This window comes from Bradyrhizobium sp. 1(2017), from assembly GCF_011602485.2.
Lineage (GTDB): Bacteria > Pseudomonadota > Alphaproteobacteria > Rhizobiales > Xanthobacteraceae > Bradyrhizobium.
In genome coordinates this window covers 2,738,257-2,758,457 of sequence record NZ_CP050022.2, presented here as the reverse complement: position 1 = coordinate 2,758,457, position 20,201 = coordinate 2,738,257, and the positions used below count along the sequence as shown (strand labels likewise).

The window sequence follows — 20,201 nt, the reverse complement described above, 5'->3', positions numbered from 1 at the left end:
CCAATTCATTTTTTCCGGCGCGTGAGAAGACGTCGCCGGAACAAACGCTCCAGGACAGGGCAATGAGATCAAAATCCATGAAACCATCCGAGAACCTGCTCGAGGAATTGCAGGCTGCGCTCTCGCACGGCACCGTCGCGCGCCGGGTCGAGACGCTGCGCCGGGTCACCGATCTCTTCGTCGGCAACGCGATGGACTATTCCGACGACCATGTCCGCGTGTTCGACGACGTATTCCAGTGCCTCATCGAACAGATCGAGACCTCGGCCAAGGCACTGCTGGCCGACCGCCTCGCACCGATCGCGGCCGCACCGCCCAGGATCATCCGGACCCTGGCGCTCGACGAGCTGATCGAGGTGTCCGGGCCCGTGCTGTCGAAATCGGAACGACTGGACGAGGCGACGCTCATTGAGGTCGCGCGCACCAGGGGCCAGGCGCATCTCAAGGCGATCTCGCTGCGGCGGGTGCTGTCGGAGGCGTTGACCGACGTGCTGGTGACGCGCGGCAACGAGGATGTCGTGCAATCGACCGTCAGCAATCCTGGCGCGAGCCTCTCCGAGGGAAGTCTCGCCGACCTCGTCACCCGCGCCGAACGCGACGACGACCTCGCCACCTGCATGGGCCTGCGGCCCGACCTGCCGCGTCATCACTATCTGAAGCTGGTCGCGAAAGCTTCCTTGAGCGTGCGCAGGAAGCTGGAGGCCGCGCACCCCGAGCTCGCGGAGGAAGTGTCGAGCGTGGTCCAGGAGGCGGCCCAGCGCGTCCGCGCCGCCGCCACGACCAGGCAGACCGAGATGGCGCGCGCGCTGGTGAAATCGCTGCATGAGGACGGCCGTCTCACCGAATCCCAGGTCACCACCTTTGCCGAGCAGGGCAAGTTCGACGAGACCAATGCGGGACTCGCCGCGCTCGCGGGCGTCGCCGTCGAGACCGCCGAGGGGATGATGATCGAGAGCCGCACCGAGGGCGTGATGATCCTCGCCAAGGTCGCGGGCTTGTCGTGGCCGAGCGTGCGCGCGATCATCGCCATGCGCGAGAAGCTCTCCGGCGGCTCGCAGACCGACATGCTGACGCTGCGCGACACCTACGAAGCCCTGCGCTCATCGACCGCGCAGCAGGTGCTGCGCTTCCACCGCATGCAGCAGAGCACGACGCCGGCGTGAAGGCCGGGCAGTCAGTATCTCAGGACCCTCGATCCAACCGCCGCGCCGATCGCGGTCACCACCGCGGTCGCGAGCGTGTACCAGGTCGCGACGAACAGCGGGGAATCGTCGGTGCAGTGCGAGGCGTAGAGCGTCGCGGCGAGCCCGGCCGACACCAGGCCAGCGAGCGCACCGGCGAGCGCGGGGCGCGAGGGCGCACCGTGGCGTAGGCCGAACAGCGCTCCCGCAAGCAGCGGCAGCGACATCGCGGGGATCGCGAACAGGCATACCCTCGAGTTTTTGCCCATCAGGCGCATCGTCATCGGCATCGCCGGCGCCATCATCATCTCGCCGCCGATCGCGACCGCAAGCAGGCCGACGGGAAGCAGCAGGAGCCAGCCCCAACCGCGCAGAAGGGCTTCTGGACGCGACAGATGCAGGCTGACGATGATGGCGGGGATCGCGAGCGAGAGCGTCACCGCGAACTTCATGTCGAAGAACGGGTTGCCCATCGCGCTCATCACATCCGACCGCACGCCGAGGAACGTGGCGAAGATCAGGATCGAAAGCGGCGCGGCCACCAGCAGCGCCATGGTCAGCACGGCGCCGACGCGCGGCGCGCGATGGACGTTGTCGGCCGCAAGCGAGCGAATGAGTTGATCGGTATCCATGACTACTGGTCCCGCAGTTTGGCAGTCAGCGCAGCAAGTCCGCGATGCAGCGCGACCCGGACCGCACCTTCGCTCATTGCAAACCTTGCCGCCGTATCCTTGATCGAGGCGGCCTCGACCGCGATGGATTGCAACACGTCGCGCTGGCGCTGCGGCAGGGTGCTGAGCTGCGCGGCAACCTCGCCCGCCGACGCCGTCTCCTGCGGCGCCTCGCCGGGCAAGATCTCGGCGAAATCGTCGATATTGACGAAGACACGCCTGCCGCGCCGCCGCAGCGCATCGATCAGCTTGTTGCGGGCGATCGCGAACAGCCAGGGCGCGAATGGAGCTTCGCTGTCCCAGGTGTGCCGCTTCAGATGCACCGCCAACAGAATCTCCTGCACGATATCCTCGGCCTGGTCGGGAGGCTGGCCGGCCCGCGCCAGCCCGCGCCTCGCAGCGGCGCGCAGCACAGGCGTGACCGCCTTCAACAGGCGATGATACGCCGCATCATCGCCTGCCATGGCCGACCGCATCAGGCCGGTCCATTCATCCTCACGTCCGCGCACGCGCGCCCCTCACCATGCAATTCGACCGCTCTTTCAATTTGTTACGCAGGCATCGCGCGATCACGAATTCGTGATCTCGCAATGCCACTGTCCGACACGGCCGTGGGAATCCGCGACGGCTCATAACACCGATCGGTCCCCTCCGCACGAGCGGCCCGGCCGCGCTGGGGCGGCCTGCCCCGTTTTTGCCCGGCGAAGCTCGAAGATTCCCATTTTCTGCCCCGTTGTCGTCACGCCCCAAGGTCTCTGTTCGTTCGTGGGACAGGGAATTGGGGAGATCGTCGACATGATCAAAGCCAGCGGGCGCGCGGCCCTGATCCTCGTGGCCGGGATTTTCTTGCTGTCGAGCGGCGCTGCACAGGCGGCGCCGAGTTCAAACGGCCAACCGGACAGCGCGGGCAAGCAGGCCGACACGGCCAAGCCGAGCAAGCACCGGCGCCACGAGTCTCGCCGGACCGGCGATGGCAAGTCCGCGGTGAAAGCGGGCGACAAGACCGACAAGCAGGACAGCGCGGCAAAAGCCGACGAGAGCAAGGCCGACCAGACCAAGGCCGAAAACGACGTGCCGGCCTCCAACCGGATGCCGCCGGAGGTTGCCAACGCCAATGCGCAGCTCGCTGCCGCCGATACCCCGACCGCGGCTGCGGCCTCCGCGATGACGGGCCGGGCCAACGACAACGTCCAGGCAGCGGCCGGTGATACCGCCAATGGTGCCGCCCCCAACGCCGAGCCGCAGGTGGTGGCTCCGGATCAGCTCAACGACATCGATCGCGCCCTGCAACAGGGCGACCCGCCGGTGCAGAAGGCCGTGATCGCCGCGACTGAAGCGCAGCCGCGCCCCGCGCCGGTGATGGCAGGCAGCCAGCAGAGCTCGGCCTGGGACCAGAGCTCCCTGATCGGCAAGATCTTCATCGGCGTCGGCACGCTGCTGACGCTCGCCTCGGCCGCGCGCATGTTTATGGCCTGATTGCCGGTTCCGCCAGGACGCGCGGCCCCGCGCGTCCTGCGTCGTCCGCCCCCTTGAAGCCCACCGCGCCAGCGGGCACATTGCCCGCCTGATCAAAAGCGTGGGTGGAGCATGAGCACGTTCGAACACATCATCGTCGAAAGCAAAGGCGCGGTCGGCATCATCAAGCTGAACCGCCCGAAGCTGCTCAACGCACTCTCGTTCGGCGTCTTCCGCGAGATCGCGGCCGCCGTCGACGACCTCGAGGCCGATGATGCCATCGGCTGCATCGTCGTGACCGGCAGCGAGAAGGCCTTTGCCGCCGGGGCCGACATCAAGGAGATGCAGCCGAAGGGCTTCATCGACATGTTCTCGGAGGACTTTGCCGCGATCGGCGGCGACCGCGTCGCGCGCTGCCGCAAGCCGACCATTGCTGCGGTCGCGGGTTATGCGCTCGGCGGCGGCTGCGAGCTCGCCATGATGTGCGATGTCATCATCGCCGCCGACACCGCAAAGTTCGGCCAGCCCGAGATCACGCTCGGCACCATTCCGGGCATCGGCGGCACCCAGCGCCTGACGCGCGCGATCGGCAAATCGAAGGCGATGGACCTCTGCCTCACCGGCCGCATGATGGATGCCGCGGAGGCCGAGCGCAGCGGCCTCGTCAGCCGCATCGTGCCGGCCGACAAGCTGATGGACGAGGTGATGGCGGCAGCCGAGAAGATCGCGGCGATGTCGCGCCCCGCCGCCGCGATGGCCAAGGAAGCGGTGAACCGCGCGTTCGAGACCACGCTGGCCGAGGGAATGAGCGTCGAGCGCAACCTGTTCCACTCGACCTTCGCGCTGGAGGACCGCTCCGAGGGCATGGCGGCCTTCATCGAGAAGCGCAAGCCGGTGAACAAGAACCGGTAGTGACCGCCCGCGGTAAGGCCGGTGTAAGCCTCTCTCGTCCCACCGCGGAACCCCTGTGACGAAGCTGCAACAAGCACGGATTTCATGGGGGTTTCCCCCGCGGCAGTTTGCCTGCGGGACCTGCGCTGGTTAAACAGTTAAGAGAGCCGCGGTCGGCGGGGGCGGACAGTCAGGGTTTGCGGAATTACATGATTGGGCGTGCCGCCAGAGCTGGTCGCGTGATGATGCGGCATCGATCGGGCCTGGCTCCTGTGCTTGCGACATGGACCACACTGGCGCTCTCTTGCGCCCTTTCCTCCTCCGCCTGGGCCGAAGCGCTGCCCGAGGCGCTCGCCAAGGCCTACCAGACCAATCCGCAGCTCAATGCCGAGCGGGCGCGGCAGCGCGCGACCGACGAGAACGTGCCGCAGGCGCTCGCCGGCTACCGGCCGCAGATCCTGGCCAGCCTCAGCGCCGGCCTGCAATCGGTGCGCAATCTGCTGCCCGACAACACCATCCAGACCGCCAATCTGAAGCCATGGATCATCGGCGTCACCGTGACGCAGACCCTGTTCAACGGCTTCCGCACCGCCAACAGCGTGCGGGCTGCGGAGCTCCAGGTTCAGTCGGGCCGCGAGGCGCTGCGCAACGTCGGCCAGGGCGTGCTGCTCGATGCGGTCACCGCCTACACCAACGTGCTCGCCAACCAGTCGCTGGTCGAAGCCCAGCGCTCCAACGTCGCTTTCCTGCGCGAAACACTCTCCGTCACCCAGCGCCGCCTCAACGCCGGCGATGTCACGCCGACCGATACCGCCCAGGCTGAAGCCCGCCTCAACCGCGGCCTTGCCGATCTCAACGCGGCCGAAGTCGCGCTCGCCGTCAGCCAGGCAACCTATGCGCAGGTGATCGGCAACGCGCCGTCGCAGCTTCGGCCCGCCGAAGCCGTCGACCGCTATCTGCCGAAGAGCCGCGAAGACGCGATGACGATGGCGATCCGCCAGCATCCGGCGGTGATGGCCGCAAGCTTCGACGTCGATGTTGCCTCCACCAACATCCGCATCGCCGAAGGCACGCTGCTGCCGAGCGCCAGCATCCAGGGCAGCGCCAGCAAGAGCCGCAACAACGACCCGACGCTCGGTACTTTCGCCGAGGACCAGGCCTCGATCGTCGCCAACGTCACCGCGCCGATCTATGACGGCGGCCAGGCCGCGGCGCAGACCCGGCAGGCCAAGGAGATCACGGCGCAGAGCCGGCTGGTGCTCGACCAGGTGCGCAATCAGGCGCGCACGGCGGCTGTCAGCGCCTGGGTTGCCAATGAAGGCGCCAAGGTCACGGTCTCGGCCTCGGAGTCCGAGGTGAAGGCGGCGACCGTCGCGCTGCAGGGCGTGCAGCGCGAGGCCGCCGGCGGGCAGCGCACGACGGTGGACGTGCTGAACTCGCAGGCCGACCTGATCCAGGCCAAGGCCCGCCTGATCGGCGCATTGCGCGACCGCGTGATCGCCTCCTACACGCTGCTCAGCGCGACCGGCCATCTCGACGTCAAGACCTTGAATCTGAATACGCCGGACTACCTGCCCGAGGTGCATTACCATCAGGTCCGCGACGCCTGGCACGGCCTGCGAACGCCGTCGGGGCAGTAGCCGTCGAAACACTTCCTTTCGCTCCTGCGAACGTGACCTCGCGGCGTCGACATTGAACGTGTCGAAATCCCACGCGCCTTCCGCGTGTGCTATAGTCGCTGTTCAACAACGAAGCAGGAGTGAAACCATGCTCAGCCGACGCGGCGTGCTCTTCGCCCCCCTTGCCGCCGGAGCAGCCATGACCAGCAAAGCCCATGCCCGCGCGGCCCAGCCCGCCACGCCCATCAATTTCGAGGTTCCGGCGCATGCCTGCGACTGTCATACGCACATCCATGGCGACGTCGAAAAATTTCCGTTCTTCGCCGGACGCGTCTACACGCCGGAGCCGGCGAGCCCCGAAGAGATGGCCGCGCTGCACAAGGCGCTGCACATCGAGCGCGTGGTGATTGTGACGCCGAGCGTCTACGGCACCGACAATGCGTCCAGCCTGTTCGGCATGAAGGCCCGCGGCGCGAATGCGCGCGGGGTCGCCGTGATCGACGACAAGACCAGCGAGAGCGCGCTCGATGCAATGCATCAGGACGGCTTCCGCGGCGTCCGCCTCAATCTCGCAACAGGAGGCGTCAACGATCCCAATGTCGGCCGGCCGCGCTTCACCGCCGCCGTCGAGCGCATGAAGGCGCGCGGCTGGCACGTGCAGCTCTACACCACGCTAGCCATGATCTCGGCGATCAAGGATCTCGTGGAGACGGCGCCGGTGCCCGTCGTGTTCGACCATTTTGGCGGTCTTGAAGCTTCCCGAGGCCTGGTGCAGCCGGGCTTCTCCGATCTCGTTGCGCTGGTGAAGTCCGGCAAGGCCTATGTCAAAATCTCCGGTGCCTACCGGTCATCGACGCTCTCGCCCGATTATCAGGACATGGTGCCGTTCGCGCAGGCGCTGATTGCGGCCAATCCCGACCGCATCGTCTGGGGCACGGACTGGCCGCATCCGGATTCCAGCCGCGTCGAGGGACGCAAGCCCATCGACATCGCGCCGCTCTATCAGATCGACGACGGCCGGCTGCTCAACCAGCTACCTGTGTGGGCGCCGGACGCGGGTGTGCGCAAGAAGATCCTGGTCGACAATCCGGCGCGGCTCTACGGGTTCTGACGGTCAGCGCGCGCGGCGGGAGAAGAAGGAGATCAGGACCGGCAAGGTCACGAGGATCACGATCGGCGCCAGCATCATCCCCGTGACAACCACGACCGCGAGCGGCTTCTGCACCTGCGAGCCGATGCCTTCCGAAAGCGCCGCCGGCAACAGGCCGACGCCCGCGACGACGCAGGTCATCAGCACCGGCCGAAGTTGCAATTCGCCGGTGCGGATCACCGCGCTCATGCGGTCCATGCCTTCTTCGATGAGCTGGTTGAACTGCGACAGGATGATGATGCCGTCCATCACGGCGATGCCGAACAGCGCGATGAAGCCGATCGCCGCCGAGACGCTGAACGCCGTGCCTGTTATCAACAGCCCCAGCACACCGCCGAAGATCGCCATTGGGATCACGCTCATCGCGAGCAGCGTATCGGTCATCGAACCGAAATTAAACCAGAGCAGGACGCCGATCAGCGCCAGCGAGATCGGCACCACGATCGACAGCCGGCGGATCGCGTCCTGCAGATTACCGAACTCGCCGACCCAGTCCATGTGAGAGCCGGGCGGCAGCTGCACCTGCTCGGCGATCTTCTGCTGCGCCTCGCGGATCGCGCTGCCGAGGTCACGCTCGCGCACCGAGAACTTGATCGGCAGATAGCGCTCCTGCTGCTCGCGATAGATGTAGGCGGCGCCGGAGACGAGATTGATGCTGGCGACCTCGCTCAGGGGAACCTGCGTGACGGTGCCGTTCGGCCCGGGCGCGCCGACCCGCAAATTGTGGATCGCCTCCGCACTCCTGCGATATTCCGGCGCGAGGCGGACGATGATCGGGAAGTGACGGTCGCTGCCCGGCTCATAGAGATCGCCCGCAATATCGCCGCCGACCGCGACCTTGATGGTGGCGTTGATGTCGCCTGGCGAAAGGCCATAGCGGGCGGCCTTGGCGCGGTCGATGTCGATCTGGATGGTCGGCTGCCCGAGCGAGGTGAACACGGCGAGGTCGGTGACGCCCTGCACGGTGGCCAGCACCGATTTGATCTTGTTGGCGGTGTCGGTCAGCGCCTGGAGATCGCTGCCGAACAGCTTGATCGAGTTCTCGCCCTTCACGCCGGAGACCGCCTCGGAGACGTTGTCCTGGAGATATTGCGAGAAGTTGAACTCGACGCCGGGAAAGCGGTCATCGAGCTGCTTGAGCAGCTCCGCGGTCAGCTCTTCCTTGTCGCGCGTGCCGGGCCATTGGCTCACGGGCTTGAGCGGCGCGAAGAACTCGGCGTTGAAGAAGCCGGCGGCGTCGGTGCCGTCGTCGGGACGGCCGTGCTGCGACACGACGGATTCGACCTCCGGTCGGGCGCCGATGAGCTTGCGCATCTCGTTGACATAGCTGTTGCCTTCCTGCAGCGAGATGGTCGGCGGCAGCGTGGCGCGGATCCAGAGATTGCCCTCCTCCAGCTTCGGCAGGAATTCGAGGCCGAGCAGCCGGCTGAGCGCCACCGTCAGCAGCACGAGGCCGACGGCGCCACCGAGCACGATCTTGCGGTTGGCGACCGCCCAATGTAGCAACGGCGAATACACCCGGTGCAGGAACCGCATGACCCTGGTCTCGGTCTCCTCCACATGTGCCGGCAGGATGATCGCGGACAGCGCCGGCGTAACGGTGAACGTCGCGAGCAGCCCGCCGGCCAGCGCATAGGCGTAGGTTCGGGCCATCGGCCCGAAGATGTTGCCCTCGACGCCGGAGAGCGTGAACAGCGGCAGAAAGGCCGCGATGATGATCGCCGCGGCGAAGAAGATCGATCGCGAGACGTCGGCGGCCGCGCTCAGGATGGCGTGGCTCTTCATGCCGAACAGCGTCTCGGGCGACATCTGCTCGGTCTCCGACATCGGCGTCGTCTGCGTCAGGCGGCGGAAGATCGCCTCCACCATGATGACGGTGGCGTCCACGATCAGACCGAAATCGATCGCGCCGACCGACAGCAAATTGGCCGATTCCCCGCGCAGCACCAGGATGATCACCGCGAAGAACAGCGCGAACGGAATGGTGGCGCCGACGATCAAAGCGCTGCGGAGATCGCCGAGGAACATCCACTGCAGCAGCACGATCAGCAGAATGCCGACGACCATGTTGTGCAGCACGGTGTGGGTGGTGAGGTCGATCAGGTCCTTGCGGTCGTAGATGCGCTCGATGCGCACGCCCGGCGGCAGGATGGAGGAATTGTTGATCTGCTGGACGAGTTGTTCGACCCGCTTGATGGTGGGCGTGCTCTGCTCGCCGCGGCGCATCAGGACGATGCCCTGCACGATGTCGTCGGAATCGTTGAGACCGGCGATGCCGAGACGCGGATTTTGGCCGACCGTGACCGTTGCGACATCCTTGACAAGCACGGGATTGCCGCCGCTCTGCGCCACCATGGTGTTCGCGAGATCGTCGATCGAGCGGATCAGGCCGACACCGCGCACCACGGCCGATTGCTGGCCGATATTGACGGTGTTGCCGCCGACGTTGACGTTGGAGTTGCCAACCGCCTGGAGCAATTGCGGCAGCGTCAGACCGTTGGCGACCAGCTTGTTGAAGTCGACCTGGATCTCGTAGGTCTTGCTCCTGCCGCCCCACCCGGTGACGTCGATCACGCCGGGCACGGCGCGGAAACGACGCTGGAGGATCCAGTCCTGGATGGTCTTGAGGTCGAGCACGCTGTAGTTCGGCGGGCCCACCAGACGATAGCGGAAGATCTCGCCGATCGGGCTGAGCGGCGAGATCTGCGGCTGCACATTGCCCGGCAGCGGCGAAAGCTGCGCCAGCCGGTTCAAGACCTGCTGCTGGGCCTCGTCATAGGTGTAGGCGAAGGAGAACTGGATTTTGACGTCGGAAAGGCCGTACAGCGAGATGGTACGGATGGTCGTGATGTTCTTCAGACCTGCGACCTGGGTCTCGATCGGGATCGTGATGTAGCGCTCGATCTCCTCCGCCGACAGGCCGGGACTCTGCGTCACGATGTCGACCATGGGCGGGGTCGGGTCGGGATAGGCCTCGATGTTGAGCTGGTTGAACGCGATCAGGCCGCCGATCAAGACAGCGACGAACATGCCGACCATCAGGAAGCGCCGGTTGACGGCAAGAGCGACGAGACGATCCATTCAGGTCTTCAATTTCTTGGGTCGTCGATCAGCTGCCGGACGCCGCGCGGTCGATGAACAGGCTGCCTTTGGTGACGATCTGCTCGCCGGGGTTCAGATTGCTGGTGACCTCGACAAGGTTGCCGTTGATGAGGCCGGTCTTGATCTGGCGCAGCTCGACCGATTTGTCGTCGCGCGCGACCCAGATGCGGACCTTGTCGGCTTCATAGATCAAAGCCTGTTTCGGCACCGCTGGTGCGGCGCGGTCGCCGGCCGAGTAGATCGTGACGTTGGCGAACATCTCCGGCTTGAGCAGGCCGTCCTTGTTGTCGATGGTGGCGCGGACCAGGAGACGGCGGGTGCCGGGATCGATCGCAGCGGCGACGTAGTTGATACGGGCGGACAGCGGCCGACCCGGCAGTGCCATGACGTTGACGGTGATGTCCTGGCCGATGCAGATCGCCGCCGCATCGCTTTCGCGCACGAACGCAGTGAGCCAGACCGTGGAGAGGTCGCCGATCACGAAGACCGGATCGCTGGCCCCGGAGTTGACATACTGGCCGGGGCCGATCTTGCGCTGCACGACGGTGCCCGAGATCGGCGAATAGATCGTGATTTCCGGGTTGATGACGCCCTTCTCCTGAAACGCAGAGATGGTCTCGTCGGTAAAGCCGAGGATGCGCAGCTTGTTGCGCGCGGCTTCCAGCGCCGTTCCCGAGGAGCGCATGTCGTTACGCGCCTGGACCTGGGTCGCTTCCGCCTGCTGATAGTCCTTCAGCGGAATGGCGTGGCCCTCATAGAGGTCCTTTGCGCGCTTGAACTGGATATCGGAGAGCTCGAGCGCCGACCTCGCCTTGTTCTGCGAGGTCATCGCGGCGATGAAATCGTTCTGGGCCTGCACCGTGTCGGCGGCTTCGATCGTGAACAGTGGTTGGCCTTGCTTCAACATCTCGCCCGCCTTGGCGAGCAGCTTGGTGACCCGACCTGCATAAGGGGAGAACACCGGCGTCGAGCGGTCCTCGTCGACCGCGACCTTGCCTTCGGTGACATACTCTGCCCGGAAGCTCTTGGCCTTGACCGGCTCGATCGTCAGCGTCGCCCATTCGGACGGCGTCGGCGTGAAGCTCTGCGCATTCTTGCGCGACTGGCTCGAGAGCTCGGAATGCTTCTTTTGCTTGGCTCCCGAATACGGGAAGCCGTAGGCACCGGCACCGGCAAGCGCAAGTAAAACTACGGAGGTGATCATCCGTCGTTTTGTAAATACCTGCAATCGCTTGGTATTTTCAACTACCATTGAGCCCGGTCGTTTCTGCGACGATCTCGGCAAATGATTGCCTCATCGGTCGCGCTAATAGTGCCGAATTCTGATTTCAGACAACCTAAAAAGCGCAGGACGCCTTGCGGTTGGCGTTAAAAGTTTGCGACGTGTAAGCTTCATGTCAGCTTCGCACCGGCCACTGTGCCGGATGACTGCCCAGCGGCATTGCCGGACGGCTCCATTGTACCGGCGTCGTCGACAGCAGCGCCGAATGGCGCACTGCCTTCAACATGCCGAAGCCAGATGGCATGCTTTCCATGAACGCAGTATGTACGGCCTCGCCCGTAAGATCCGGGGTGTTCAGTCCGCCGTCGAGCCGGCCGAGATTCCACAGCCATCGCCCGGTTTGCGCCAGCGACACGCGCACGTGCCAGCTGCCGCCTTCGCGGGCCTGGCGTGCCTTGGCCATCATGGCGCCGAACGCCATCAGATAACCGGTGGCATGGTCGAGCATCTGCGCCGGCAATTCCTTGGGACCGTCAATACCTGCAGCCTGTCCCTCGGCATGGTTGAAGCCCGTCGCGGTCTGCACCAGCGAGTCGAAACCTCGCCGCTCGGCCCAGGGACCGGCATGGCCGTAGGCTGACAAGGTCACGTAGACGATGCCCGGATTGATTTTCGCGGCGTCTTCAGGTGAGAAGCCAAGAGCCGCTAGCGCCCGCGGGCGATAGCCTTGCGAAAAGATGTCTGCGTCCTTCAACATCTCGCGCAGCTGCGCCCTGCCTGTCTCGCTCTTCAGTTCGATGAAGGTGCTGAGCTTGCCGCGGCCGGTGTCGATGGTCAGCCAGTCGATCGCGGGCAGCTCCGGTCCTGAGACGAGCAGCACATCGGCGCCATGCGCGGCGAGCGTGCGGCCAGCGACGGGACCCGCGATGACGCGGGAGAGATCGAGCACGCGAAGACCTGCGAGTGGACGGTCACCGTTCGATGATCTTTGCGGCCACAGCTTTGGCGGGGCCTCGCCGATCTTCTCGATCGAGATCAGCGGTAGTTGCGCGAGCGCACGCGCCTGCGGCAATGCAGACCATTCGTCGTAGCTGCGCATCAGGGCAACGACACCGCCCGCCGCGTAAGCCGCGGTCTCGAAATCCTCGCCCTTCCATTGCATCAGCACGGTTTGCACCTTCTCGCGCTCCGGCTCGCAAGCCAGCACCTTGCAGACTGCGTCACGGTGGTGCGGAAAGTTGGTGTGACAGCGCACGAAGCGATTGTCGCCGGTCCTGTAGACGCCGGCGATGGCGTCCCAGGCCGGTGGCGGCGGCTTGTCGTCGAGGCGCAAATAGCGCTCCGAGCGGCATTCGGCGACGGCGTGGCGCATGTCGACGGAGACGTCCTGCACCTCGCCGCCGCGCATTCGCCAGATTTCGGCGGCGGCGAGACCAGCGGCGGCAATCGTCGTCTGCCCGGCAACCGCGACGCGAAACGAGGACGGGATCTGGGGCTCCTCACCCGTCAGCCGCACGTGGCCGAGGGCGGCCGCGTCACCGCCTGCGGAGGTCCAGATGTCCTCGAGAATGTCGGCGGGGCTTAGCATGGCCGCTTCTCTCCCGTTCGGATGCGCATTGTACTCGGAAAACCACTGCAGACTTTTCCGGATCATGCTCTAATTTTCACCTTCCCACGATCGCAGAAAGGATTGCAATGGCCGCCATCGATCCCCTCACCGCGGGCGCCGTATTCATCGCAACGGCTGCCACCGACGCGGTCTATGTCATGTTCACCTCGGCCGTGATCGCGCGCAAGCGCATCCCGGCGGCGAACTGGAGCGCGATCTGGTACATGCTGTCCTCCTACGCGGTGATCAGCTACACCGATAACCCCTTCTATGTCGCCTTCGCGGCAATCGGGTCCTGGGCCGGCGCCTACGCTTCGCTGACCTTCCTGCATCGTCCGCCCGGCGGCCCACCGGTGGGCGCGGCGCCGGAGTGAGCCTCGCTGTCAACGACACACGCGGTGTCGTCTTGGCGAAAGCCAGGACCCATGACCCCGGCGAATGTCGTTGACATGCACATTGGCCACGACATCGTCGCAACAACAGAGATTTGTGGTAATGGGTCCTGGCTTTCGCCAGGATGACATTGGAGAGGCACTCCGTCTCATTCGCGCAACAAAAAGGAAAACCAGACAATGGATCTCGGCCTCAAAGGAAGGAACGCCATCGTGCTCGGCGGCACGCGCGGCATCGGGCGGGCGATCGCGGCGACGCTGGCCGGCGAAGGCGCCAATGTCGCGGTATGCGCGCGCAACGCCGATCAGGTTGCGGCGACCGTCACTGAATTGAAGGCGAGCGGCGTCAACGCGACTGGCGGCACGGTCGACGTCACCGACGGCGCTGCGCTGAAAAGCTGGATCGAAGGCGCGGCAAAGGAACTCGGCGGCATCGATCTGCTGTTCTCCAATGCCGGCGCGATGGCGCAGGGCGGCGATCCCGCATCGTGGGAGCAGAATTTTCGGCTCGACGTGCTCGGCGCCGTGCATGCGTTCGATGCCGCCCGGCCGTTCCTCGAAGCGAACGGCGCCAGAAGCGGCGATGCGGCCTTTGTGATCATCTCGTCGATCTCCGCGGCGCAGGCGGACACGGACAGCTCCTACGGCCCGATCAAGGCGGCGCTGATCCACATGGCCAAGGGCCTGGCGCGGCAATACGCGAAGAAGAAGATTCGCGTCAACGTGGTCTCGCCCGGCACCGTCTATTTCAAAGGCGGCGTCTGGAACATGATCGAGCAGAACATGCCCGAGCGTTACAACGACGCGATGAAGCGCAACCCGACCGGCCGCATGGCCACGCCGCAGGAAATCGCGAGCGCGGCCGTGTTTTTGGCGAGCCCGGTGTCGGGGTTCACCACGGGATCGAACCTCGTCGTGGATGGGGCGATCTCGAACCGGGTGAATTTCTAGGACGTTCGTTCAGGCTCCCTCCGCCGTCATGGCCGGGCTTGATCCGGCCATCCACCCGCCACTGCGCACTCGGAAAGATGTGGATGCCCGGGTCAAGCCCGGGCATGACGACTGTGGCGCGCAGTCTCTCAGCAGATCTGTCATTGCGAGCCAACGGGTCCACGGCGCCCCGCGCCAGACCTCAATGAAAATCCCGCGATGGCGGCAGGATGCGAACGTTGCGGGGGTGACGGACTTTCTGCGCCGGCATGTCCGCGAGGGCGCGGGGGTCTTCGTTGAGCGGCTCGACCACGGTGGCGCCTGCCGGCACCGGATGCTTGCGGCTCAAAGCATCGCCCGCGAGGCCGACCAGATCGTGCGAGCGGTCGATCATGCGCTGGGCGATGAGATGCGTCACCTTTTCCGGGCTGCTCTGGATGTAGCCTTCGACCAGGATGAGGCGCGCGCCCATCACCTCCTTGCGGTATTGCTCCATGATCTTGGGCCAGACCACGACATTGGCGATGCCGGTCTCGTCCTCCAGTGTCATGAACACGACGCCGCTGGCGCTGCCCGGCCGCTGCCGCACCAGGACTACACCGGCACAGCGGACGCGGCGCCGCTCGTTCTCATGGTTGACATCCTTGCAGGCGACGACGCGCTCCCGCGAGAACATCTCGCGCAAGAATTCCATCGGATGCCCCTTCAGCGACAGGCGGATAGTCTGGTAATCGGCGACCACTTGCTCCGCGCGCGGCATCACAGGCAGTGGTTTTGCGCCTTCATCCGGCTGCTCGCGCGCGGTCGCCGCCTCGAACAGCGGCAGCGGCACATCGTCGGGCAGCCGCCGCACCTGCCATAGCGCCTCGCGGCGGTCGAGCCCGAGCGAGCGGAACGCGTCGGCATCCGCCAGCAGGATCAGTGCGCGTTTGGGCAAACCGGTATCGCGCGCAAAATCTTCGAGCGAGGTGAAGGGACGGCGGTTGCGAGCGGCGACGATGCGATCGGCCCAGTCCTCTCTCTTGTCATTCCGGGGCGTCGCGTCAGCGGCGAGCCCGGAATCCATGTCTCCAGGTGAATGCGGCCCAATGGATTCCGGGCCCGCGCCAGGTGGCGCGCCCCGGAGTGACAGCTGAGAGCGCTTTAGCCTCTCCTCATCCGGATCGATCCAGTTGAAACCATCGATCTGGCGGAAGCCGAGGCGCACGGCGCAATACTTACCGCTCCCCTCCTCCAGCGTGTTCTGCGCAAAGCTGAACGATACGTCGATGTCGCGCACCTCGACGCCGTTGTTGCGGGCATCGCCGACGATTTGCGCAGGCGCGTAAAAGCCCATCGGCTGCGAGTTCAAAAGACCGCAGCAGAAGGCGTCGGGGTGATAATGCTTCAACCATGACGAGATGTAGACGAGCTGCGCGAAGCTCGCGGCATGGCTCTCCGGAAAACCGTAGGAGCCAAAGCCCTTGATCTGGTCAAAGCAGCTTCTGGCGAAATTGGGATCGTAGCCACGCGCGACCATGTTGCCGATCAGCTTCTCCTCGTACTGGCCGATGGTGCCGACATTGCGGAAAGTCGCCATCGAGCGGCGCAGACCGTTGGCTTCCTCGGAGGTGAATTTTGCCGCTTCGATCGCAATGCGCATCGCCTGTTCTTGAAACAGGGGAACACCCTTTGTCTTGTGGAGCACCTTGTAGAGTTCGTCCGCGGGGCCATGCTCAGGCGACGGCGAGGGATAGCTCACCTTCTCGAGCCCGTTCCGCCGCCTCAGATAAGGATGCACCATGTCCCCCTGGATCGGTCCCGGCCGCACGATCGCGACCTCGATGACGAGATCGTAGAACGTCCGCGGCTTCAGGCGCGGCAGCATGTTCATCTGCGCGCGGCTTTCGACCTGAAACACGCCAAGCGATTCTCCGCGGCATAGCATGTCATAGACATGAGGATCGTCCTGCGGGACGCTTGCCAGTACCCAGCGCTCCCCCTTGTGGCCCGCGATCAAGTCGAAACATTTCCTGATGCAGGTCAGCATGCCCAGCGCCAGCACGTCGACCTTCATCATATGAAGCGCGTCGACGTCGTCCTTGTCCCATTCGATGAAGGTGCGGTCGTCCATCGCGGCGTTGCCGATCGGCACATAGGTGTCGAGCCGGTCCTGGGTGAGCACGTAGCCGCCGACATGCTGGGAGAGATGGCGCGGGAATTCGATTAGCTCGGTCGCAAGCTCGACCGCGAGGTTGATCATGGGATTGTCGGGATCGAGCCCGGCCTGCCTGACCTGCATGTCGTTGAGGCCCTTGCCCCAGCTTCCCCAGACGGTGTCGGCGAGCGCGGCGGTGACGTCCTCGGTCAGGCCCAGCGCCTTGCCGACGTCGCGGATGGCGCTGCGCGGGCGATAATGGATCACGGTGGCGATGATCGCGGCGCGGTGGCGGCCGTAGCGGCGATAGACATATTGCATCACCTCCTCGCGCCGCGAATGCTCGAAATCGACGTCGATGTCGGGCGGCTCCAGCCGCTCCTTGGAGATGAAGCGCTCGAACAGCAGATCGACCTTGGTCGGATCAACCGAGGTAACGCCGAGCACGTAACACACGGCCGAATTCGCCGCCGATCCCCGGCCCTGGCACAAAATGTTCTGGCTGCGCGCGTAATGCACGATGTCGTGCACGGTGAGGAAGTAATGCGCGTATTTCAGCTCGGCGATCAGCGCGAGCTCCTTCTTGAGCGTGGCGCGCAACTTGTCGTCGATCTCGCCGCCGAAATATTTGTCGACACCCGCCCAGGTCAGATCCTCCAGATGTCCTTGCGCGGTCTTGCCCGGCGGCACCGGCTCGTCCGGATATTGGTATTTGAGCTGGTCGAGCGAGAAAACGATCTTGTCCGTAAAGCGCATGGTCTCCGCGATCGCATCAGGGACATCGCGGAACAGCCGCGCCATCTCGCGCGGCGTCTTCAGGAAGCGCTCGGCATTGGCTTCGAGCTTCCGCCCGATCGCTTCGATCGTGGTCTTTTCCCGGATGCAGGTCAGCACGTCCTGGAGAGGACGGCGTGCGGGATCGTGATAGAGCACCTCGTTGGTCGCGAGCAGCGGGACCTTCGCTTTCATCGCGAGATCATCGAGCCGCGCCAGACGGCGCCGGTCGTCGCCGCGATAGACCAGGCTCGCCGCCAGCCACACGCCCGCGGCGCGGCTGTCCCTGAGCTTTGCCAGGACATCCAGTACCTGCGCGGACTCGAAGCGATGCGGCAGCGTCAGGACCAGCAATTGGCCTTCGGCAAACTCCAGCAGATCGGCGAAGGTGAGACGGCATTCGCCCTTCTCGATCCGCGTGATGTCGTCGCCGCGCTTGCCCCTGGTGAGAAGCTGGCACAGCCGGCCATAGGCCGCGCGATCGCGCGGATAGACCAGGATGTCGGGCGTGCCGTCGACGAGGACGATGCGTGCGCCGATCAAAAGCTTCGGCTTCTGCAGCACCTTGTCATTGTCGAGCTCCTTGTAGGCGCGCACCACGCCGGCGAGCGTGTTGTGATCGGCGATGCCGATTGCGGGAATGCCGAGCTTGCTCGCCTGATGCACATAGGCGCGCGGATCAGAGCCACCGCGCAGAAAGGAAAAATTGGTGGTGATGCCGATCTCGGCATAGGCAGGCGTGATCATGCGAAGAGACCGTGTACATACCATTTCGCGGGAATGGATTTGCCCTCAGCGTCAATCAGCTCGTCATAGAGACCGTCGCGAAAGATCCAGAAGCGCAGGCCCTCGGCATCCTCGATGCGGAAATAGTCCCGCGTCAATTGCCTGCCGTCCTGCCGCCACCACTCCATCGCGACACGCTCGGGTCCTTCCACCCGCATCACGGCATGCAGCGCGCGGCGCCAGGTGAATTGATGCGGCGGGCCGTCGGGCACGGTCGCGAACGGTACCGCGACCAGTTCCGGCTTGTCGAACAGCCGCAGGGGGCGCAGCGGCGGCTCGCTCTCGACCCGTGCCGGCCATTCGGCCTGCACGGCAGCAGCGAGATGATGCTGCGCCGGCGCGGCCAGCACCGCTTGCTCGGGGATATGGGTGTCCTGCGGCAAGTGAACGACGACGCGTTTTCCCCCGATGCGCGCGGCGATGCGGTCGATCAGCGCGGCAAGCTCGTCATTGTCGTGAACATGGGCGTCGAGATCGCGCTGCTCCTGCACCACGATCTCGGTGCGGCTCGCCGACAGCCGCACCATGTCGAAACCGAAACCGGGATCGAGGGGATCGGCGAGCGCATCGAGACGTTCGCGAAACAGGCGGTCGATCACCGCGCTTCGCGTCACCGGGCGTCCGGTCTCGACCGTGATCGCGCGCACCACGCCGTCGGTGCGGAAGAACGCGGCTTCCAGGCGGCGGGCCCCCTTGCCCTGCTTCTCCATGGATACGATCAACGTGTCGGCAAGCCGCGACAACGTCATCGCGATCATGGTGTCGGTCGCGATCGGCTCGGCAAAGCGCCTCTCGACGATATAATCGGGCAGCGGCTTTCGCGGGTTGATCGGCGCATCGCCCTGCCCCAGCGCATGCGCGAGCAGCGTGGAGAAGCGCGCGCCGAAGCGCGCCGTGATCTCGCTCGGCGCGCGCGAGGCGACATCGCCGATGGTCTTCAAGCCGGCGCGGCGCAGGCCGGTGGTGACGGTCTCGCCGGCACCGAGCGCGGAGATCGGAAACCGGCTGATCGCTTCCGCCTCCGCTCCATCGGCCACGATGGTGCCCGTGGCCTGCCGCGTCAGCGTGCGCGCGCAGATCGAGGTGCCGGCGATCGCTGCGCTGACGACAAAACCCTGCCGGGCCAATGCACGGACCAGCGTCCGCAACAGCGCAGCCTCGCCGCCGAACAGATGCGCGCAGCCGGTGATGTCGAGGAACAGGCCGTGCGGCGGATCGAGCGCCACCAGCGGCGTGAAGCGGTCGCACCAGTCGGCGATGTCGCTGAGCGTCTTCGCGTCGGCGACGGTATCGGCGTCGAACACACGCAAGTCCGGGCACATCGCCCGCGCATTGGCCAGCGGTTGGCCGATATACAGGCCGAGGCGCTCGGCAGCCTCGTCCAGCGCATGAATCACCAGCGCATTGTTGTCCTTGAGGACGACGATGCTGGGGTCATTGGTGTTACCCGGCCCGGCGTTGAAGAACCGCTGAATCCGGTCGATGGGCAGGCGCGGCAGCCACAGACTGAGAATACGTCGACGGTTCACTGAACTGGCACTCATCACAATTCCATTCCATGATCCACCGGCCACACGGGCCATGACGATTGCGCAAGAGCTCGGCATCGAACACTGGCGCCCCCCAGGCACTCCAAGCCGCCCCCGGCGGCGAATGCGCCGCGCGCAGCATCCATCTGGTCTCCGCAGTCGACGGCAAAGGTTGCGCGGCCATGCGCAGGAGCAGCCCGGTGACGCCGGAAGATTGCGCGGCAAGCGTCAGCTTGCGGCTCGCCACCAGATCGAACTGCCTGGTCTCGCCCCAGAGCTCGAGCACGACGGCGCCGAGCGCATCGCATGCGAGCGCGTCCGCCGAGGTGCGCAATGCGCTCTCGACATCGGCGGCGCGCACCATCACCACGCGGCGTGGATCGAGGCCAAGCTCGGCAAGCCCGCTCATCGACAGCGCGCCGGTTTCGAGCGCCGAAAAATCCTGTCGCACCCACAGCAGCGGCTTGCGGGCCGTCACGCGGCCCGCAAGCCCCATGACAAAACCCGTCGCGGCGGCGCCCTGCCGCCCTTCGCAAAACACCTCATGGATCGCCGCGCGCGCGAGCCCGCCCTTCAGCGCGCTGTCGACCTCGTCATGGCCGAGCGCGACGCGATCGCGCTGATGCACGACCTCCGCCGCCTCGATGCGCTCGATCTGGCCGCGCAAGGTCGCAAGCGCGCTCATACGTGCGCCGCTCATGCTCGTCGCTCCTTCAGAGATTGGTGCCGGGTGGTCTTCAAAAAGAAGAACCA

The 20,201-nt window shown here is 65.3% G+C and carries 15 protein-coding genes; 7 read left to right on the top strand and 8 right to left on the bottom strand.

What is annotated here, in order from left to right:
* Nucleotides 1-62: 62 nt before the first annotated feature.
* Nucleotides 63-1,163 carry a DUF2336 domain-containing protein gene (locus tag HAP40_RS13035; RefSeq protein WP_166817416.1) on the top strand — a complete coding sequence of 367 codons (1,101 nt, stop codon included), beginning with the start codon at nucleotides 63-65 and terminating at the stop codon, nucleotides 1,161-1,163.
* 11 nt (nucleotides 1,164-1,174) lie between these two features.
* Here HAP40_RS13035 and HAP40_RS13030 read toward each other — a convergent pair whose 3' ends face one another.
* Both HAP40_RS13030 and HAP40_RS13025 read right to left on the bottom strand, forming a co-directional pair.
* Entirely contained in the window at nucleotides 1,175-1,813 is a 639-nt protein-coding gene (locus HAP40_RS13030) for an NrsF family protein (RefSeq protein WP_166817417.1), read from the bottom strand.
* A 2-nt stretch (nucleotides 1,814-1,815) separates the two neighbouring features.
* Complete coding sequence (locus HAP40_RS13025) at nucleotides 1,816-2,361, bottom strand: sigma-70 family RNA polymerase sigma factor (RefSeq protein WP_166817418.1); 546 nt, start codon at nucleotides 2,359-2,361, stop codon at nucleotides 1,816-1,818.
* Nucleotides 2,362-2,647: 286 nt separating this feature from the next.
* Between HAP40_RS13025 and HAP40_RS13020 the strand changes: the two genes are divergently transcribed.
* The 4 genes from HAP40_RS13020 to HAP40_RS13005 all read left to right on the top strand — a co-directional run bounded on the left by HAP40_RS13020 (nucleotide 2,648) and on the right by HAP40_RS13005 (nucleotide 6,928).
* Nucleotides 2,648-3,328, top strand: coding sequence for a hypothetical protein (locus HAP40_RS13020; RefSeq protein ID WP_166817419.1), 681 nt, complete (start codon nucleotides 2,648-2,650; stop codon nucleotides 3,326-3,328).
* Nucleotides 3,329-3,439: 111 nt separating this feature from the next.
* Nucleotides 3,440-4,219: an enoyl-CoA hydratase gene (locus tag HAP40_RS13015; RefSeq protein ID WP_166817420.1), complete on the top strand. Its 780-nt coding sequence runs from the start codon at nucleotides 3,440-3,442 to the stop codon at nucleotides 4,217-4,219.
* A gap of 188 nt (nucleotides 4,220-4,407) precedes the next feature.
* Complete coding sequence (locus HAP40_RS13010) at nucleotides 4,408-5,838, top strand: TolC family outer membrane protein (protein ID WP_414645382.1); 1,431 nt, start codon at nucleotides 4,408-4,410, stop codon at nucleotides 5,836-5,838.
* Nucleotides 5,839-5,965: 127 nt separating this feature from the next.
* Entirely contained in the window at nucleotides 5,966-6,928 is a 963-nt protein-coding gene (locus HAP40_RS13005; protein ID WP_166817422.1) for an amidohydrolase family protein, read from the top strand.
* Between the two features lie 3 nt (nucleotides 6,929-6,931).
* Here HAP40_RS13005 and HAP40_RS13000 read toward each other — a convergent pair whose 3' ends face one another.
* The 3 genes from HAP40_RS13000 to HAP40_RS12990 form a co-directional block, all read right to left on the bottom strand.
* Complete coding sequence (locus HAP40_RS13000) at nucleotides 6,932-10,048, bottom strand: efflux RND transporter permease subunit (protein ID WP_166817423.1); 3,117 nt, start codon at nucleotides 10,046-10,048, stop codon at nucleotides 6,932-6,934.
* Between the two features lie 28 nt (nucleotides 10,049-10,076).
* Complete coding sequence (locus HAP40_RS12995) at nucleotides 10,077-11,321, bottom strand: efflux RND transporter periplasmic adaptor subunit (protein ID WP_166817424.1); 1,245 nt, start codon at nucleotides 11,319-11,321, stop codon at nucleotides 10,077-10,079.
* 145 nt (nucleotides 11,322-11,466) lie between these two features.
* Entirely contained in the window at nucleotides 11,467-12,879 is a 1,413-nt protein-coding gene (locus HAP40_RS12990) for a CoA transferase (RefSeq protein WP_166817425.1), read from the bottom strand.
* 107 nt (nucleotides 12,880-12,986) lie between these two features.
* On the opposite strand from HAP40_RS12990, the gene HAP40_RS12985 reads away from it, so the two are divergent.
* Nucleotides 12,987-13,274: a hypothetical protein gene (locus HAP40_RS12985; protein ID WP_166817426.1), complete on the top strand. Its 288-nt coding sequence runs from the start codon at nucleotides 12,987-12,989 to the stop codon at nucleotides 13,272-13,274.
* 198 nt (nucleotides 13,275-13,472) lie between these two features.
* Nucleotides 13,473-14,243, top strand: coding sequence for an SDR family NAD(P)-dependent oxidoreductase (locus HAP40_RS12980; RefSeq protein WP_166817427.1), 771 nt, complete (start codon nucleotides 13,473-13,475; stop codon nucleotides 14,241-14,243).
* Nucleotides 14,244-14,424: 181 nt separating this feature from the next.
* Here HAP40_RS12980 and HAP40_RS12975 read toward each other — a convergent pair whose 3' ends face one another.
* Genes HAP40_RS12975 through HAP40_RS12965 form a run of 3 tightly spaced genes read right to left on the bottom strand, consistent with a single transcriptional unit; the run spans nucleotide 14,425 to nucleotide 20,148 of the window.
* Nucleotides 14,425-17,880, bottom strand: coding sequence for an error-prone DNA polymerase (locus HAP40_RS12975; protein WP_166817428.1), 3,456 nt, complete (start codon nucleotides 17,878-17,880; stop codon nucleotides 14,425-14,427).
* Nucleotides 17,877-19,463 (bottom strand): Y-family DNA polymerase, encoded by a 1,587-nt coding sequence (locus HAP40_RS12970; RefSeq protein WP_166817429.1) that lies wholly within the window; start codon nucleotides 19,461-19,463, stop codon nucleotides 17,877-17,879. Before HAP40_RS12970 ends, HAP40_RS12975 begins: the two co-directional genes overlap by 4 nt.
* A complete protein-coding gene (locus tag HAP40_RS12965) occupies nucleotides 19,363-20,148 on the bottom strand; it encodes an ImuA family protein (RefSeq protein ID WP_166817430.1) in 786 nt (261 codons plus the stop codon). The genes HAP40_RS12970 and HAP40_RS12965 overlap by 101 nt, the downstream gene beginning before the upstream one ends.
* Between the last annotated feature and the right edge of the window lie 53 nt (nucleotides 20,149-20,201).

Bases quoted from the DNA above. Each gene is read 5' to 3' on its own strand.
- HAP40_RS13035 (WP_166817416.1), top strand. From the start codon at position 63: ATGAGATCAAAATCCATGAAACCATCCGAGAACCTGCTCGAGGAATTG.
- HAP40_RS13030 (WP_166817417.1), bottom strand. From the start codon at position 1,813: ATGGATACCGATCAACTCATTCGCTCGCTTGCGGCCGACAACGTCCAT.
- HAP40_RS13020 (WP_166817419.1), top strand. From the start codon at position 2,648: ATGATCAAAGCCAGCGGGCGCGCGGCCCTGATCCTCGTGGCCGGGATT.
- HAP40_RS13015 (WP_166817420.1), top strand. From the start codon at position 3,440: ATGAGCACGTTCGAACACATCATCGTCGAAAGCAAAGGCGCGGTCGGC.
- HAP40_RS13010 (WP_414645382.1), top strand. From the start codon at position 4,408: ATGATTGGGCGTGCCGCCAGAGCTGGTCGCGTGATGATGCGGCATCGA.
- HAP40_RS13005 (WP_166817422.1), top strand. From the start codon at position 5,966: ATGCTCAGCCGACGCGGCGTGCTCTTCGCCCCCCTTGCCGCCGGAGCA.
- HAP40_RS13000 (WP_166817423.1), bottom strand. From the start codon at position 10,048: ATGGATCGTCTCGTCGCTCTTGCCGTCAACCGGCGCTTCCTGATGGTC.
- HAP40_RS12995 (WP_166817424.1), bottom strand. From the start codon at position 11,321: ATGGTAGTTGAAAATACCAAGCGATTGCAGGTATTTACAAAACGACGG.
- HAP40_RS12990 (WP_166817425.1), bottom strand. From the start codon at position 12,879: ATGCTAAGCCCCGCCGACATTCTCGAGGACATCTGGACCTCCGCAGGC.
- HAP40_RS12985 (WP_166817426.1), top strand. From the start codon at position 12,987: ATGGCCGCCATCGATCCCCTCACCGCGGGCGCCGTATTCATCGCAACG.
- HAP40_RS12980 (WP_166817427.1), top strand. From the start codon at position 13,473: ATGGATCTCGGCCTCAAAGGAAGGAACGCCATCGTGCTCGGCGGCACG.
- HAP40_RS12975 (WP_166817428.1), bottom strand. From the start codon at position 17,880: ATGATCACGCCTGCCTATGCCGAGATCGGCATCACCACCAATTTTTCC.
- HAP40_RS12970 (WP_166817429.1), bottom strand. From the start codon at position 19,463: ATGAGTGCCAGTTCAGTGAACCGTCGACGTATTCTCAGTCTGTGGCTG.
- HAP40_RS12965 (WP_166817430.1), bottom strand. From the start codon at position 20,148: ATGAGCGGCGCACGTATGAGCGCGCTTGCGACCTTGCGCGGCCAGATC.